The 15990-nt window shown below is 66.8% G+C and carries 7 protein-coding genes, 1 tRNA gene and 7 pseudogenes; 5 read left to right on the top strand and 10 right to left on the bottom strand.

Going from position 1 to position 15990, the window contains the following annotated elements; translation table 11 throughout:
- Nucleotides 1-229: 229 nt before the first annotated feature.
- A pseudogene (locus AC2RP6_RS00785) lies at nucleotides 230-1454 on the bottom strand (PP2C family protein-serine/threonine phosphatase).
- 118 nt (nucleotides 1455-1572) lie between these two features.
- On the opposite strand from AC2RP6_RS00785, the gene AC2RP6_RS00780 reads away from it, so the two are divergent.
- Entirely contained in the window at nucleotides 1573-1944 is a 372-nt protein-coding gene (locus AC2RP6_RS00780) for a hypothetical protein (protein ID WP_486444369.1), read from the top strand.
- A 233-nt stretch (nucleotides 1945-2177) separates the two neighbouring features.
- Here AC2RP6_RS00780 and AC2RP6_RS00775 read toward each other — a convergent pair.
- The 4 genes and pseudogenes from AC2RP6_RS00775 to AC2RP6_RS00760 all read right to left on the bottom strand — a co-directional run.
- Nucleotides 2178-3135 (bottom strand): annotated as a pseudogene (locus AC2RP6_RS00775) (IS5 family transposase); the annotation flags it as partial.
- 53 nt (nucleotides 3136-3188) lie between these two features.
- Nucleotides 3189-3617, bottom strand: coding sequence for a RacP protein (locus tag AC2RP6_RS00770; protein ID WP_486444368.1), 429 nt, complete (start codon nucleotides 3615-3617; stop codon nucleotides 3189-3191).
- 3 nt (nucleotides 3618-3620) lie between these two features.
- Nucleotides 3621-4632 (bottom strand): annotated as a pseudogene (locus AC2RP6_RS00765) (DUF6192 family protein).
- A 1270-nt stretch (nucleotides 4633-5902) separates the two neighbouring features.
- Nucleotides 5903-6701, bottom strand: a pseudogene (locus AC2RP6_RS00760) (IS5 family transposase).
- 202 nt (nucleotides 6702-6903) lie between these two features.
- Between AC2RP6_RS00760 and tap the strand changes: the two are divergent.
- The 3 genes and pseudogenes from tap to AC2RP6_RS00745 form a co-directional block, all read left to right on the top strand.
- A pseudogene (gene tap / locus AC2RP6_RS00755) lies at nucleotides 6904-8961 on the top strand (telomere-associated protein Tap); the annotation flags it as partial.
- A gap of 11 nt (nucleotides 8962-8972) precedes the next feature.
- A pseudogene (gene tpg, locus AC2RP6_RS00750) lies at nucleotides 8973-9532 on the top strand (telomere-protecting terminal protein Tpg).
- A gap of 805 nt (nucleotides 9533-10337) precedes the next feature.
- On the top strand, nucleotides 10338-10604 hold the full coding sequence (locus tag AC2RP6_RS00745; RefSeq protein WP_486444609.1) for an Lsr2 dimerization domain-containing protein: 267 nt from the start codon (nucleotides 10338-10340) through the stop codon (nucleotides 10602-10604).
- Between the two features lie 638 nt (nucleotides 10605-11242).
- Here AC2RP6_RS00745 and AC2RP6_RS00740 read toward each other — a convergent pair.
- Together AC2RP6_RS00740 and AC2RP6_RS00735 are read right to left on the bottom strand one after the other, a co-directional pair.
- The gene (locus tag AC2RP6_RS00740; protein ID WP_486444367.1) at nucleotides 11243-11416 is read right to left on the bottom strand and encodes a hypothetical protein; all 174 of its coding nucleotides are present in this window, start codon (nucleotides 11414-11416) and stop codon (nucleotides 11243-11245) included.
- A gap of 492 nt (nucleotides 11417-11908) precedes the next feature.
- A tRNA-Ile gene (locus AC2RP6_RS00735) sits at nucleotides 11909-11982 on the bottom strand.
- Between the two features lie 236 nt (nucleotides 11983-12218).
- Here AC2RP6_RS00735 and AC2RP6_RS00730 point away from each other — a divergent pair.
- Complete coding sequence (locus tag AC2RP6_RS00730; RefSeq protein WP_486444366.1) at nucleotides 12219-12830, top strand: hypothetical protein; 612 nt, start codon at nucleotides 12219-12221, stop codon at nucleotides 12828-12830.
- A gap of 257 nt (nucleotides 12831-13087) precedes the next feature.
- Here the strand turns inward: AC2RP6_RS00730 and AC2RP6_RS00725 are convergent, their stop codons facing one another.
- From AC2RP6_RS00725 to AC2RP6_RS00715, 3 genes and pseudogenes are all read right to left on the bottom strand, one after another.
- A complete protein-coding gene (locus AC2RP6_RS00725; protein WP_486444365.1) occupies nucleotides 13088-14332 on the bottom strand; it encodes an IS701 family transposase in 1245 nt (414 codons plus the stop codon).
- A gap of 155 nt (nucleotides 14333-14487) precedes the next feature.
- Nucleotides 14488-15070 (bottom strand): annotated as a pseudogene (locus AC2RP6_RS00720) (transposase); the annotation flags it as partial.
- A gap of 83 nt (nucleotides 15071-15153) precedes the next feature.
- The gene (locus AC2RP6_RS00715; protein WP_486444364.1) at nucleotides 15154-15978 is read right to left on the bottom strand and encodes a recombinase family protein; all 825 of its coding nucleotides are present in this window, start codon (nucleotides 15976-15978) and stop codon (nucleotides 15154-15156) included.
- Between the last annotated feature and the right edge of the window lie 12 nt (nucleotides 15979-15990).

Genomic DNA, 15990 nt, shown 5'->3' with positions numbered 1-15990 from the left:
GGTTCTGCGTGCCGGTCTGGAGGTCTGGCTCCCGCGATTTGGTTGCGGCTGGTGGTCAAGTTGCGGGAGGCACTGGGCGAGGTGACGGACGCGGCTCTGGACGGCGGGATGGCTGGCTCTGTCTTCGCCTGCGTGGCCCTTTCCCGTCTGCCGGCACAGGCCGCGTCGTTCTCAGCCCTGCATTGATCCGGTCGGGGGCGGGCCCGGCGGATGGTGCCTTTGTCGGGCGTCAGGTGTTGGGGGTGCAGAGGGCGAGGATGGCCATGTCGTCGTGGCCGTCGCTGGGGTGGCGGTCGGCCAGCGTGTTCACGAACTCCTCGAGGGCAAGGCACGTGTGTGGTGGCGATGTCGGCGAGTTGGGCCAGGCCGTCGTCGATGCTGTGGGCGGGGTGTTCGATGAGTCCGTCGGTGTAGAAGATCACGGTGGCCCCGGGCGGCAGGGGGTCGGTGTGGTCGGGTCGGTGCTGTTCGGTGCTCACGGCCAGCGGCAGTCCGGGCTCGGCGTAGAGGTACCGGGTCATCCCGTCTGCGGTGATCAGGAGCGGCGGGGGATTGGCCGGCGGTGCTCCAGCGTAGGGTCCAGCCGTCGTGGGCGGTCTCGATCCGGGCGAGGCAGGCGGTGGTGACCGGCAGGTCGGTGATGGCCTTCAGGGCACAGTCGAGCCGGTGCAGGACGGCGCTGGGCGGGGTGAGGCGGTCGAAGAGCAGGGCGCGGAGCATGCTGCGGGTCTGGGCCATGGCGGCGGCGTGCAGGTCGTGGCCGACGACGTCGCCGATGACGTCGGCGCATGCGTTGTCGGGGAGCCAGATGGCGTCGTACCAGTCGCCGCCGAGGTGGCCGGGGGTGGTGACGGGCCGGTAGATGGCGGCGCCGGAGAAGGGGTGCAGGTCGGGCAGGGTGGGCAGCAGCAGGCGCTGGAAGTGTTCGGCGCTGGCGCGGTGGGCTTCGACCAGGCGGATGTTGTCGATCGCGATGCCGGCGGCTCCGGCGAGGGTGATGACGATGGCTTCGTCGTCGCGGTCGAAGGGGCGGTCGTCGTGGCGTTCGGAGAGGTAAGGTCGCCGTAGATCGTGCCGCGGACATTGATGGCGACGCCCAGGAGGGTGCGCATCTGCGGGTGGCCGGGCGGAAAGCCGACGGAGGCCAGATGGGCGGCAATGTCGTGAACGCGCAGTGGTTGGGGGTGGCGGATCAGGTGGCCGAGGACGCCGTGTCCGCTGGGGAAGGCGGTCCCTGCCAGATTGGCGCATTCCGAGGCCGACAGGCCGGCGGGAATGAACTGCTGCAGTTCTTCACCGGAGTCGTCCAGGACGCCCAGTGCGCCGTAGCGGGCGCCGGTCAGGCCCATGGCGGTGGTGCCGAAGCGGTGCAGCAGGGCGGGAAGGTCCTCCTCCCGGCTCAGGGCCAGCACCGCATCGAGGAGGTCCTGCAGCCGGTTCTTGGCCGCGGCCATTTCCCTCAGAGCCTGTTTCCGATTCTTGCGGCCAATTTGGTTGACTGAGGTGATCTCGTTCGGTCAACGAGAAGGTGATCAGTAGTCGATTCTTGGGGGACAGGTGCTTCCGACTTGGGTGACGATGGCCGTTCCTCTTGGCGCTTCCGCCCTGATGGCTGCTGGCTGGGGCCGGCTGCGGTATTGGCGCCGCTTCTCCATGCGTCGGCAGTCCGTCGTTGCCGTGGTCTTCGGTGTCTCCAGGCAGGAGTTGCGACTTCGATTGGCAGTGGCTGGCAGCGGCGAAATTGAAACCGTTGTTTCGGTGGGGGAGACGATAGCCGCGGACTGGGAGAGGCGGCTTGAGCTGGGTGGATCAAACTCAGAGGAACCTGACTTCGAAGATGCGTCGTGGGACCAGTTGCTTGTCTCCTACTCTCCCAGTGATTCACCGCAGGTCATGACCTGCCAGCAGATCGAAGACGCCAGAATGCAGCCGTGGTGCTTGTGACCGCGGGTTCACTGATCTTGGCCATTGCCCTTCTCAGCATGATTCCCGCAGTCTTCCTCTGCCTTCTGGGAGGGACGGCAGGTGTTGTGGCCGCTGTGTTCGTTGCAGGAATCGGCCGACGTCGGGGTCCGGTTCGTGGTGGCAGCTCAGGTGACTTCGTTCTTGGTTGCGGAGCAATGGCCATGGGGGTCACCGCTGTGACAGCGATCTGGTCCGGACTCATGTGGTAGATGAGGGCGCCAGAGAGAACTCGGACCTGATCTGATGGGACGAGCTGGCCTGATGGGCTGGGCGGCTTCTGGGTGGCGGTGGTGACCGTGACCGCCTTTTCGATGAGTCCCGTTGCGCTTCGCGAGAGTCCGGTTGCTTGGTTCTGCGGGAGCTTCTGCGGGTGATTCGCCTGGTCATGAGGGTGATCGCGGCCCAGGTGATGAGCGATTCTGAGTGCTGGATGAGTCGTTCGTAGTCCCGCGCGTGTCTGCGGGCGTGCATGATCCAGGCGTGTGAGCGTTCGACGACCCAGCGCCGAGGCAGGACGACGAACCCGGGAACATACTTCGGGCGGCTGATGGTCTTGATCGTCAGGTTCAGGTATGGCTTTGCCCAGGTCACGAGCTTTCCGGCATAGGCGGCATCAGCCCAGACGATGGCGATTTCCGGGTGCATCAGCCGCAGCCGGAACAGTACTTCCTTGGCTGCGTCGCGATCGGTCATATCGGCTGGGGTGACCATGACGAACAGCGGCAGGCCCTTGGTGTCCACGACCAGGTGCCGCTTGCGGCCGTTGATTTTCTTGCCGGCGTCGTAGCCGCGGGAGTTCTTGCCGACGGTCTCGGCGGCCTTGATCGACTGAGAGTCGATGACGGTGGCGACGGCTCCGGGAGCCCGGCCCATTTCGCGGCGGATCCGCTTGCGGAGCTGGTCACGGATCTGGCCGACGACGCCGCAGGCGGCCCGGCGGGCCATGAACTCGTAACACGTGCGCCAGGGCGGGAAGTCCTTGGATAGGGACCGCCGCTTGCAGCCGGTGTCGACGACATAGCGGATCGCGTCCACGATCTCCCGGCGGGGATGTTTCTCGGGACGGCCGCCGGTCTTGGTTTCGCAGGCCGGTGTCGGCAGCATGGGCTCGATCAGTGCCCATTCGTCGTCCCAGGTGTCGGAGGGACAGCAGCGCCTGCGCGGCAACATTTACCCCCTCATGGACGGGGCGGGGCCGGCCGCGAAGCGGCTGGCCCCGCCGGTCAGGCATCGGTGAAGTCGGCGATGACGTCAAGTGTGGACTCGACCGAGCTGAGCTGGGTGTTGAGGTGTTTGATCCACCGGCCCTTGGGCTGGAGGGCGGCGGGCGGGGCGACGGTCCCGGTGATGAACCTGCGGATTTCGGTGAGCTTGCCGCGGATGACCGCGACCTGGTATGCCTCGAGCTCGGCCGGGTCGGCGCAGAACTTGTAGCCGTCCTTCAGGGTCCAGATCAGCGGAGGCCAGTCACGTTCGGCGATGGTGTCCCGCAGACAGGTCAGGCCTGAGCGGGTCTGGTGGGGCGAGAGTTCGCTGGATCTGACCAGCTGAACGAAGGTCAGACCGGCCGGGCGGGCCTCGAAGAGTACGAAGCGGATGGTGTCGGCGTGTCGCTGGGCGGCGGGTGATCTGCGCTCGGAAGCGCGAGGCATCGCCTATTCGCCTTGCAGCAGTTTGGCCAGCTCTCCGTCGACGTCGACCTTGCCGGTGTCGACCGCGGTCTCGATGCAGTCCAGCGTCGCCCTCACGCGTGCGACGTTCTCATGGATGAGGGTGCGTTCGTCGTCGCCGAGCGGCGCCTCGCGCAGGCCGGGGACGACGCGGCCGGACGCGGCGACGAATGCGTGGCAGGCGGTGACCAGGTCCAGGAACTCCACCGATCGGTCGATGTTGCGGATGGCCGGGGCGACGGGGCTGGTCTGCTCGAAGTGCTCACGGGCCTGCCGGCCCCGCTCGACCTGGGCGTGATTGACCTGGTGGCGGGCGGCGTCCTCCGACATCGCCCGGAAGGCGACTATCGGCCTGCGGAGCAGGCTGGTCGCGGCGGTGGTCGCCACCGCCTCGTCGCGGGTGAACTCCGCCACGACCCCGGACCTTCTCCTGATCGGGCGCTTTCGCCGCGACCGTCGGACGTTTCAGGAGGTCCGTGGTCACCACCGCGGCGACGTCCTCGTCACGGGCCAGGGTGTGGATCGCGGTGATCTTCTCCTGCGGAGTGACAGGCTTGACGACCTGCCGGCCGACCTGCCGGTTGGCCTCGTCCGGTGTCCACCGGCTCCTGCCCTCGGGCGGGGTGAAAACCGTGGCCCACCGTTCCTCGTCGTCGACGATGGACGCCATGATCTTGTGGACGGTGAAGGACACCCCGGACACCCGGCGGTCCTCTGGCCACTTCGACGCGGTCCACCTCGCCGACCTCACCTGCGAGTACGACACCCCGATGTCCTCGGCGAGGCGGAGCAGCGAGTCCTTGACCGTGAACAGCTCATCGCCGCGTTCCTGGCCGCCGGCCTCGCGCATCGGCTCGACTTCGAGGGCGTAGTCGCCGATCGTGAACTGGATGCGGCTGGACGTCTAGACCAGTTTCCGCAGCTCAGCCACGATCGCCGCATAACGGTTTCCGCTGACGCTGCCGACCTTGTCGGCGGACTCGATCTCTTCGGGCATGGCTTCCACCACCCACCGCGGACCGGTGCACGGCCAAGCGGCCGTGGCGAGACCCGGCTCGCTTCCCGACCGAGAGTCGGACCGGAAATAAGACGATCACAACGAAAAGCCGTAATTGGCCACGTTCTGAAAGGATTTGGGTTCCGGGTGCGTTCGCGGTGCGGTCACTGTGACCGTTCACCGAACGTTTCCTTCCGGGCCCTCCAGGCCCTCGTGACACGCCGCCGCGAGCAGTAGACCGCATTCGAACGGCGGTCCACCCCGGCTACCCAAGTCGCCCCGCACTCGGAGCACCCGGCCCTGCCAGCGCCACTCAACTCCGCGGCCACCCGCTTGCGCAACCGGCGGTCCCGGCGCCCCTGCCTGGAACGACATGCTGCCGAGCAGTACACAGCAGTAGGCCGTGCGTCCGGCCGCAACCGTTCACCCCAGCCCTCACACACCCTTTCCCCGGCCCCCGGCGTCCTTGGACACCCAGCCAGCCTAGGGCCCAAAGCTACTCAAAACCGGGGATCGAAAACAGGCTCTAACTGGTGGCCGCTGCTGGTGCTGCTGGACGCTGCCGAGCACACCGAAACAGGTGGGGATACCGGTATGGGTGACGGGAACGAGGTAACGGTCATGACGCCCCTTGCGTCAGGCCAGCTGACCCGGACGCTCGGGGAGGGTGGCATTCGATCCCTCGTTGACGGAGGGTGAACGCGCCCAAGCGTGCCGAATAGTCCTGGTCCCCCGACCACATGGCTGGGCCTCTTGGCATGATTCCTGTGGCAGGATGTTACAAGAACGCTATCGCCCTTTTTCATGAAAGAAGCGACCCGCTCAGAACCAGGCGCTAAGCGGGTCGCTTTTTAGTGTTCAGCCTGCACGCGATGCCTGCCTACATTACTTTCCGTCAGTTTTCCTTGCAAAGCCACTGGTTGGTGTCGTGGTCAAAAGTGCAACCCGCCGCGGCCGCAGGGCCAACAAAGAACCCGCCCATGAAAAGAGCCGCAACTATCGCTAGAGCCGCCTTCTTCATTTCTTCCTCCTCTATCGACTTACGCGTTTCGGCTGGCCGCACTCGGTAACGACCGCGACCGCCGGATCGATTGCTTATAGAAAGTATTTCGAACCACGCAAACGTCAACAGGGTATTAATTACTCATCTATTGATGCGGTGTGCCGGTCAACTTGGTTAGTGATGGGGCGTCAATTAGGCGTGATTCTATGGTTGTTGTCAACAATGCGTTATGGGGAGGTATGAGCACCCCTACCCTCAGAATTCATCTCATTTGGTGAGCGTGCGGTAGCAGATGGGGATGCAGGCGATGCTGGTGAAGGCGGGGAAGTGGTCGGTCTTGTGTTCGTAGCGTCGGTGGAGGCGGCGGCAGCCGGCGAGCCGGCCATGGTGCGTTCTACGGTCCAGCGGTGGCGGCCCAGCCGCTGCGAGGACTTGACTCCCTTGCGGTGATGCGGTGGGTGATGCCACGTTCGCGTAGCCGCCGCCGCAGGTGGGTGTGGTCATAGCCCTTGTCGGCGTGGAGTTTGCCGGGCTTGCGCCGTCGCCGACCACGGCGCGGGCGGATCGGGGGATGGCCTTGACGAGCGATATCAGGGCCTGGCTGTCGTGCAGGTTGGCCCCGGAAATGCCGACGGATGTGGGCAGACCCGGCCGTTCCGTGATCAGGTGGATCTTCGAGCCGTACTTCCCCGGTCGACAGGATTCGGACCCGTCAGGTCGCCCTTTTTTTCAGAGCCCGTATGGGCACCGAGTCGATCGCGCACCGCGACCAGTCCAGCTCGCGGGTGCCGAGTTCATCAAGGACCAGGCGGTGGAGCCTGCCCTACACCCTGGCCTTCGACCACTGCGAGAAGCGCCTGTGGGCGGCCGCTCCGGACAGGCCGAACGCTGCCGAAGGCAGCTGCTGCCAGGTACAACCCGACGTGACCACGAAGACGATCGCGGCCAGCACTTCCCGGTCGCCGTGCCGACCCCCACCACCCTGCGGCCGCGACGGCACCTCCGGCACCACCCGCTGCAACTCCCACAACTCGTTCGACACCAGCCGCTCAACGATCCCCACTATGACACAGAGAAAACAGAGCCACCCAAATAAGACGACTGAGCCTCTTTCATCTTGTGCTGGAGGGTGAAATGGGCTGGTCAGCGGGGGTGGTGACGAGGCAGGGCCCCTGGTCGGTGGCGTGGTCCACTCATATCTCCGGCGGCCGAAGGGGCCCTGTTGGTTCCGTTATCCTGCCACGCTCGAGGTCCCTCATGAGCTCGTCGAGCATGTCGCCCGGCTGCTGGATAAGCTCGCGGAGCTCTACCCCGCCCCGGCCGGCACAGCCACGCCCGCCCCCGCCGCCGACGTTGCGGTGCCGGCCACGTTCACCGCCGCGGCCGCCCCGGCGGAAGCGCAGACTCTGTCTACAGGTCAGGCGTCCGAGCGTGGGGTCATGACGGCAACCGAGAACACCCAGGCCCCTGCCGCTGCTCCGGCCGCCGCGCCCCGTCTGGCGCGCACCACCATGATGTCGTCGACGTCGCGCCGCCCGGGTGCGAAGAAGGCGGCCCTGGCCGGCGCCCCGGCGGGCGGTACAGATCCGCCGTTCGAGAACGGGCCGTTGGCGGTTATCGACGCCGAGGACGGCAAAATGTTGGTGCACTGCACGGGCAGCCTGGTCCTGGATGTGCCCGCCAAGTCCCGGCCGTCCCTGGACGACTGGACGCTCAAGGAGGCGAAGCTCGGGGCTCCGAAGCTGTCCGGGCTGGGCAAGGACGCCGACCCGCTGATCGTGCTCACCGAGGCCGCGTACAAGCGCTATGGCCTACGCGTTACGCTTACGAAGGAGGAGCGGACCGCCGGGCGAATCCCGGAGGGCCAGAAGGTCATCAAGCAGCTGGTCCGCGCGGAGTGGAAGCTGACGAAGCGCGGGTTCGGGCCGCGGGCGCGGATCTACCGGCCGGCGACCGCTTCGGAGCGGGCCTGCGTGCAGCTGTCTGTCCATCCCGTCGTGGAACGCGCTGGACACCCGGCACTGGGGCGACGCCGGGCAGCTCCCACCGGCCGAGCTCGCCCGCGTCTTGGGCGTGTACGCGTCCCGGGTGATGACGCCGCGCGGTTCCACGGCCGTGATCGGTCTGGAGCTGATGACCGCGCTGCACCCGCCGACCCGGGCCTCCGAGCCTGACGCCGACGGTAAGCGGCACACCGAGCACAACCCCGGCTCGCTGGGCAAGGACGCCATCGACCCGATGAACTGGCCGCCGTGCGAGGTGCCCGACGGCCACCCCGCCCTCAAGGATGTGCCCCACTTCCACGCGCGCGGCCCGGCGGAGAAGCTGTTCGAGGAGGCGTATGACTGGGCGCGGCCGATGACCGACGCGGAGTGCACCCTGCGCCACCTGGTCGGCATCTACGTCAACATGGCCTTCGCCGCCGACGCCAACGGGCTGCCGGTTGGCCTCGGGGAGGCGACGCACGTCAAGGCCACGGTGTTCGACCTGAAGCTGCCCGGCTCCTGGCTGGTCGACCTGTCGCACGTCGACCTGTCCCGCGTGAAGGTCGGCAAGGAGTGGGTGGAGCTGGACGACAGCCTGCTGCCGTCCCCGTTCACGCCGAAGGGCGAGCGGCCCGAGGGCCCGGCCTGGTACTCGACGCCCACCATTGCCTATGCGCAGGAGGTCGGCTACGAGGTGCGCCCGATCGAAGCGTGGGTGCGGCACGAGCACGGGAGGTACCTGGACGGTTGGTACCAGCGGCTGCGCGACGCCTACCTCGCCACGATGGTCGACCTCGGCGTCGAAGCCGACCTCGCCCCGGCCGACTTCCTCGCCGCGATGGACGGTTACAAGGACGGTGCCCCGGAGCTGGCGATCGTCGTCTCGGCGGTCAAGACGACGGTCAAGGGCGGCCTGGGCAAGCTGCGCGAGCGGCCCCGGGCCGAGGGCTGGCGGCCGGGCGAACCGTGGCGCGCCCTGTCCCGTCCCACCTGGAGGCCGGACATCCGCGCGGGGCGGTCATCTCCCGCACCCGGATCAACCTCCACCGCAAGATCGTCAAGCACGCCTCGTTCACCGGCCAGTACCCGATCGCGATCCTGTCCGACTGCGTCGTCTACGCCTCGAACGGCCCGAGCCCACTGGACTGCATGCCCTACCGCGATGGCAAGCCGCTCCCGGGCGGGTTCAAGCTCGGCATCAACCCCGGACTGGTCAAGCACGAGGGCACCCAGCCCGTCCTGTGGGGCGAGGAGGTCCGGGAGAAGTTCAATGCTCCGGAGCTCAACATCGCCCGGTACATCAAGGACGGCACCGTCACCGACGTCGACAACGTAGAGTAGGAGAGGCCGCGATGAGCCTGTTCGGGGACGGCCTGGAGGCCGCAGTGCAGAAGGCCCTCAGCCGCCCAGCGCCCAAGAACGCGGGCCGCAGATGCGGTACCTGGTCAAAAAAGCTCGGCGGCAGCAAGCCGGTCGCCGACCTGCTGGGAATGTCCCAGCGGTAGGTGTAGCGCTATGTGGCGGGCAAGGCCAAGACCCCGCGCCCCGCTCTCGCCGCGCGCCTGGAGTGCGAGGTGAAGTAGCGCTGGCAGCCGCAGATCAGGGCCAAGGTCAGGGCGAAGGCGGCCTCTACCGGCGGCATTGTCATCGACACCCGCGCCCGTATGGGCTACACTGCGCCGATCGGGTCCACGGGCCAGGGCCGCATCCGGCACCTGACCGTCGCCCTGCACCCGCAGTACGCCGCCCGCCTCTTCGAAGCCCCCAGGAGGCTGGCGCCAGCGACGACGAGCTCCAGGAAATCGCCGCAGAAGGACTCAAGAAGGAGTACTTCCAGGACAGCGGCCGCCGCGCCGGCTCCCTAGAGGAGGTTCGGTTCACCGACATCGAGCATCTCGAGTTCGACCTTTAGTGCTTTGCCGCATGCGGCTGAGTGGTTCGACTGACGCTTAAAGAGTGAACGCTACAGGGAGCTTTTGGCGGCCTAATTTTTGCGCCCTCCAGGAGCATGCCGGTGACGAAAAAATAACCGGAGAGATGTTTGCCGCCAGTAAGTTCACATTCGGCTGCCGCATCTTCGGGCTTGCGCAATTCCTGACCGGCGGAGTTCCCCGCGGGACCCCGAGCTCAGCCATGGCGGCTGCATCTTCTACGCCCCATCACCAGCGTTCCCTGCCGGGTATGACCGGGCGTACTGGGATTCAGGCAGGGAAAGAGGTGCTAATAAAGGGCTGATTTTATGTCGGAGCATTCAATGAAGGTGACGGTAGGGGAAGACTCCTACCTAGCGGCCCGGGGGAAAACGCCGGTTTAAAATGACAGGCGCCGCACCGCGCTGTTCCGGTTCATTCTGTTCTTCGTGCTCAAGCCGTCCTCGTGTACCGGCCATCATGCGCAGACGGTATCGTTGACCTTGGCTGTTGCGGTCGCGGGAGTGGAACTGGCAGACGCTTCAGGTCCCGGTGTCCTTCGCGGCGTGAGGGTTCGACTACCTCCACTCCTACCCAAGGCCAGGGCTCTCTCGTGCTCCTCATGGTCGCTACCGTCTTGCACGGCAGGTTGGGCTGGCCGTGCCCGCGCCAGGGGATGGTCCGGCGCGGGTGAGGGTGTTGTCGTCTGGTCAGCAAGTCTCAGCTGGAAAGTGAGTCGGCGTGGGAAAGTTCGGTTGGTGCATCACCGGCCATCACGGGTCATGCCCCGTGAAAACTTTGAGCGGCATGCAATGTACCTGCGCTTGCCATGCGGAAACGCGCCATGCGATCGTGTCACTCGATAGAATTCCGAACCATAGGAGAATGAGCAGCAGCACAGAAGAGCAGCTAGCCTCAGGTGGCTCTGCCATCTCACCGACTATGGAAACTGTCTCCTTTGCAGTCGATGGCGTATCTTACGAAATCGAATTGGTCCCAGATGAGGCGTCCGTGCTGAGGCGTGATCTCGCTCCCTACCTCGCCGCGGCCTGTCAAATATGCGGCCCGGAATAGTTTTACTCAAAAAACTATCTCTGAACCCGAACCCGGTCCGCAGGCTCAGGGTGTTATGCGGCCAGGGCGGGATGGGTGAGGAAGCCAAGCTCGAGGTGGAGCAGGCCGGGGTTCTAGGGGGGCTGGTGGCTCGGTTGCGGATTTGCCGCTGGGTGAGACGCTAGGGTCGTCGATGGTTTCGTTCAGGGCCAGGATCCGCCGACCCACCGCAGTGTGGAGGCCGCGCCGGGGGTTACGGTTGTGGTCCAGCAGGGCGGAGGCCAGAGTGCTGGGATTGACGCTCGCGGTGCGAGCGGTGAAGGCGCGGCTGGCGCGCTCGTAGCGCAGCTGCAGGGCATGGAGGTGGTCGATGACCGGCCGCAGATCCATGGTGTCGCTCCAGGGGCTGTGGTCAGGAGCAGGTCCGGGTCCAAGGCGAGGAGTTGTCGGGCGGCGGCCTGCTGGATGCGCCGGGGTGTGCCTGCTGCGACATCGTGCAGGGCGGCCCGGCCGCCAGGGTGCTGGGCGACCCTCCGGCCGCCCGAGCGATGGCGGCCTGCGACAGGACGGGATGCGTGGCCAGCAGCGCCCACACATGGTGCATGGCCGGGGCGGCGTCTGTGGACCGACCGCCGTATCTGCGCTCACGGCACGGCAGATCAAGCCATCGCGAGCGACAGCAGGCGCCGTGCGATTGCCGGGCTGACAGTGCGCTCCTCACCTGGGCCGTGCCGAGCATCACCCAGCAGGGACTTCAGCGTGGAGGAGGCGACACCCGCATGGGCGATGGCCGCTACCGGCAGGTGGGGGCGCTGGGCGATCAGATACCGCACGTGCTGGAGGACAGGGGCGGCGGCGATACAGTCGGCTCGCATACAGAGGTTTCGGAAAGTTCGAGCAAGACAGTTAGGCAGGCATACTGAGCGAACTCTACGAGCCGACAGGGCAGATGGGGCGATCCAGCGGCCCTGGCACCACGTCATTCCACCGGACGCCCCTGACCGGCTGCCGCGCCCCTTTCACGGCGACTGCTTTTATACCCGCTGATGTTCTTGACGCGCAAGGAGACAACTCCTGCACGAATGAGCCTCTTCCAACCTGGCGTCCGTACTGGTCAGAGCCCTGCTGCCGGGCGGGTCCGCGCAGTTGGCGCCGGCTTCTGAACTGGGCCTGCGGTCGGCCGAGTACTCCGGAGACCATCTGCTGGCCGCTCACGCCCTCATACGCGCCAGATTGAAAGGCTCAATGGCTCGGCTGATTTTGGTATGTCCTCGACGGGGTGCCCCTTGGCCCGGGGGAGCGCTGATGCCGGGTAGTGGTAGGTGTGGGGTGGGTGGGACTTGAACCCACGGCCGACGGATTATGAGTCCGCTGCTCTGACCAGCTGAGCTACCACCCCACCGCACCTCGAGTAGAACATACGCCCGGTTACCGTGTCGCGCCGGGGTGAGGAACCGCAGGGAATCTGAAGGTTCTGGAGCGGTGGGCGAGAGCGGAGGATGGGGGAGCCGGGAGGCAGGTAGCACTACTGCCGGCGCTGGGGGATGTGAAGGCGGGCGCGATGGCAGTGAGGGAGCGCGGATGCTTGTTGTTCCGTGGGATGCGGGAGGGAGGAGCCAGGGTGACGATAGGGCTGTGTCTGCTGGATCGCCGGGAAACGAGGAGGGCGCGGCCCGCCGGGTGCGGGTGCTGCGTCTGGAGACGCTGCGCGACATCGAGGCCCTGATCCGTGAGCTGCAAGAGCTGCACGGGGAGCTGCGGGTGTGTGAGGAGGGGGACGGGGAGCGGGTGCGGGATCTGCTGCACGCGGTGGGGGTGATGACCGGGGTGTGGCTGGACGACGTAGCCTGCCGTTTCGCCGGAACCGATCATGACGCCGATGAGCTCTACGCCCGGGCGTGGCAGTTCCTCGACGAACTGAATCTGGAGCCGGGCGGCTTTTCGACCCGGGATGATCCGGCCTTGTTCACCACCTTGTGCGGTTCTGCGGCGAGTATGCTGGGCCGGGTGTGGATCAACGGCTACCTGCTGGGCCCGGTCCCTGAGGACGCCTGGCCCAGCCGAGAGCTGGCAGTACTCATGCTGCAGGCCCTGGAACATCACACCGACGCCCTGGCCCTGGCCGAAACCCTCGACCAGCCCCTCCCACCACCGCCTCGCCCACACCGGCCGGATGACGGGGCCGGGCCGGGCGGGATGTCTGACATGGGAGAGGAGCCGGACGCGCCGGGGGAGGAATCACCCTGATTCTTCCGAAGCGCTGTCGTCGATGGTGGTGTGTTTGATGGTGATCCAGGCGTGGCTGCGGCGGCCGGGGAGGTAGACATCTAGTACTCCAGCAGCGTTTTGCTATCTGGCCTGGTCAGGGGAGTCGTGGGGAGTGTAGTGGGAGGGTTGGGTGCCGGTGGTGGTCTTGGCCGGGTGCTCCACCAACGAGTGGATTCGCCGCTGGTAGTGGCAGTGGCGGGCTGTCGCCTGGCGTCTGCGACGCCAAAGTGACCAGCTCAGCACGTGGCGGCGGAGCGCCCGGCCCGGGCGGCCGCCTGGGCCGAGGCGAAGCGCCAGGAGCCGGCGGACTTCTGCCACGGTGAGGGGAACCACGGCGCCGGAACCGTTTCTGCACCCCCCTTTGTCGCTTCGTGGGCCATGACCGCGAGGTAGGAGTGGGCCAGCATCGCCAGCGTGATGTGGCGATACCAGCCCACGTATCGGCGAACTTCGTACTGGTCCAGGCCGCACTCGTTCTTCGCGGCCTGGAAGCACTCTTCGATCTGCCAGCGCATCCCGGCGATCCGCACCATCTCCTGAATGGCTGTCTCGAGCGGTGTGTAGGCGAGGTAGTAGGCGATCTCCTCAGGCTTGCTGAGACTGCGGCGGGCCAGAGCCCACCGGCGGCGCACGGGGGCCTGTCCCTGGTAGTCGAACTCGGCCACCGTGGGCAGCTCCAGGGCCGCCCAGTGGTAGAGCCGTGGCCCCTTGGCGCCGTCGCCGCAGGAGATCGCCTCCCATGCCTCGTCGGGGGCCCGGGCGAAGAGGTGGTCGATGCGCGGGCCGAAAACCTGCTGGGACTTGGGTACTGCGAGCACGTAGCCGAGCCCGGACTGCTCCAGTAGTCGGCGGAAGCGTCCCTCTTGCCCGTATGCGGCGTCCGCTGTCACCCAGGCAATCGGAAGTTCGGAGGCCAGAGCACGCAGGACCAGGCGCTTGGCCAGCTCTCCTTTGGTGGCGAAGCCCCGTTCGTCGGGGACCTTTGCCGCCTGGCAGCGGTCTCGGTCGTCCGTCCAGGACTTGGGCAGATAGAGCTCCCGGTCGACCAGTGCACGGCCGCGGGTGGTGGCGTAGGCGGCGAAGACGCCGATCTGGCAGTTTTCGGTGCGGCCGGCGGTGCCGGAGCACTGGCGCTGGACCCCGGCGGAGGTGCTGCCCTTCTTGATGAAACCGGTGTCGTCGACGACGAGCACCCCTGCTTCCTCGCCGAGATGCTCAGCGACGTAGGACTGGAGGTCGTCACGGACGTCGTCAGCGTCCCAGTTCGCCCTGTTCAGGAGCCGTTGCAGGCCGTCGGGCGTGCGATGGCCAGCGAATTCGGCCAGTTGCCAGCCGTTCTTGCGGCCGACGGGGGCGAGCAGGCCTCGTATGTAGTCCCGTCCGCGGCGCCGCAGGTCGGCGCGGCCGAAACGGTGGCCGATCCGAAGGAACAGGTCCTCGAGTTGTCGTTCCCAGGCCGCGTCCGCGTGGTCGTCGATCACGAAGACAAGCTGTCCACGACTCAGCCCGGCCCATACCTCTCATCCACTCGTTGGTGGAGCACCCGGCCAAGACCACCACCGGCACCCCACCCTCCCACTACACTCCCCACGACACCCCTGACCAGGCCAGATAGCAAAACGCTGCTGGAGTATTAGCCGTAGGTCCGCTCGACCGTCCATCGCTTCGGGATCGGGGTGAGGCCCCTGGTACCGGGCTTGCGGGCAGTGATCTCCATGTCGATGCCGAGGGTGGCGGCGTGCTCGACGAGGTGCTGGCGGTAGCCTCCGTCGACCCAGGCCTTCCCGATCCCGGGGTGGCTGGCGGCGACCTGGTCCAAGAGTTCGGTACCAGCGACGGAGTCCTGCACGCTCGCCGCCGTGACCAGGGCGGCGAGGAGGAGTCCGAGCGTGTCGGTGACGATGCTCCGCTTCCGGCTCAGGATCTTCTTTCCGGCATCGATGCCCTGGCCGGCAGCGGGGACGCTGGTGGAGGTCCTAACGCTCTGAGCGTCCATAACGCAGGCCGACAGCTCTGCTTTGCGCCCCTCTTTCTCACGTAGGAGCTGCCTGACAGGCCGTTGAGCTGGGCGAATACACCATCGTCGGCCCATTTGGCGAGGTAGCCGCAGACCGTGCTCCAGTGCGGTCGTGGCCCAGGTCATGCTCCGGCGGCCGCCCGAAATCCAGAGCCCGGCCGCGGCGCTCGAACCGCCAGGCCGAGAGCACGGGCTCGATCAACTACCAACGGGCATCGGACAGATCACTCGGATACGGCCCTGTTCTCCCGAAGCTACGGCGAAGTGACAAGTAGCGCTCTGTCATCAGAGTGACGCTCGGTCAGGGACAGCGGGGCGGGGTCCAGGGACCTCGCTGGCCTGGAGAGTGGCGAAGTCTGCGTGCGCGGCCTCGACGGCTTCTGGGTACGCCTCGTGCTTGGCGTGCTCGGCGAGCGCTCGATAGATGCTGGCGACGGAGGGGCTGTGTCCCTTGCGCTTGCCGGTGGGGATGATCAGGTCGGGCTGGATCTGCTCGACGGACTCGCCGCCCGCGCGGCGCCGCAGCACGGTGTGGAGCATGTCGTCGGTAATGACCGGGGGCCAGCCGCCGTGTATGCCCTTGCGGGCTGCGGTGTCGAGTCCTTCAAGCGTGGATTCGCGGATGTTCTCCCGTTCGGTCTCCGCCATCGCCGCGAAGAACGCGAACAGCAGCTTGCCAAGGCCGGTGGGGTCGTAGATGCCGGGCAGGGGGCCGGGGAGCATCTCCAGGATGAGGCCGTAGGCGGTGAGGTGGTCGGCGAGCGCGGTGAGTTCGGCGGCGTCGCGGCCCAGCCGCTTCATCTCGTACACGGTGAAGACGACCCGGCAGTGCGGGGCGTGCGCCTTGACCTCCCGCGCGGTCCGCAGCGCCTCCTCGAAGCGGCGGCAGACCCGGACGCGGGTGCTGATCTTCTCGCTGAAGATCTTGTCGCGGGGGATGCCCTGCTTGCTGAGCGCGTCGAGCTGGGAGTCGAGTTCCTGCCTGAGGGTCGAGCATCTCGCATAGCCGATGCGGATGTCCGCGCTGGGCAGGTCCGGGTCGATCAGCGCCGGCGGTGGGGTGCCGGACCGCCACGGCCGGCCCGGGCCGCGGTCGGCGGGGTTGGGCACCCGTAGCGTTCT

The organism is Streptomyces sp. WAC03905 (genome assembly GCF_057371075.1).
Note: the sequence above shows the minus strand (reverse complement) of the source record. Positions and strands in the feature narration are given on the sequence as shown.

Coding starts and splice junctions, on each gene's coding strand:
- AC2RP6_RS00745 (WP_486444609.1), top strand. CDS start 10,338: ATGCAATGTACCTGCGCTTGCCATGCGGAAACGCGCCATGCGATCGTG.
- AC2RP6_RS00770 (WP_486444368.1), bottom strand. CDS start 3,617: ATGCCTCGCGCTTCCGAGCGCAGATCACCCGCCGCCCAGCGACACGCC.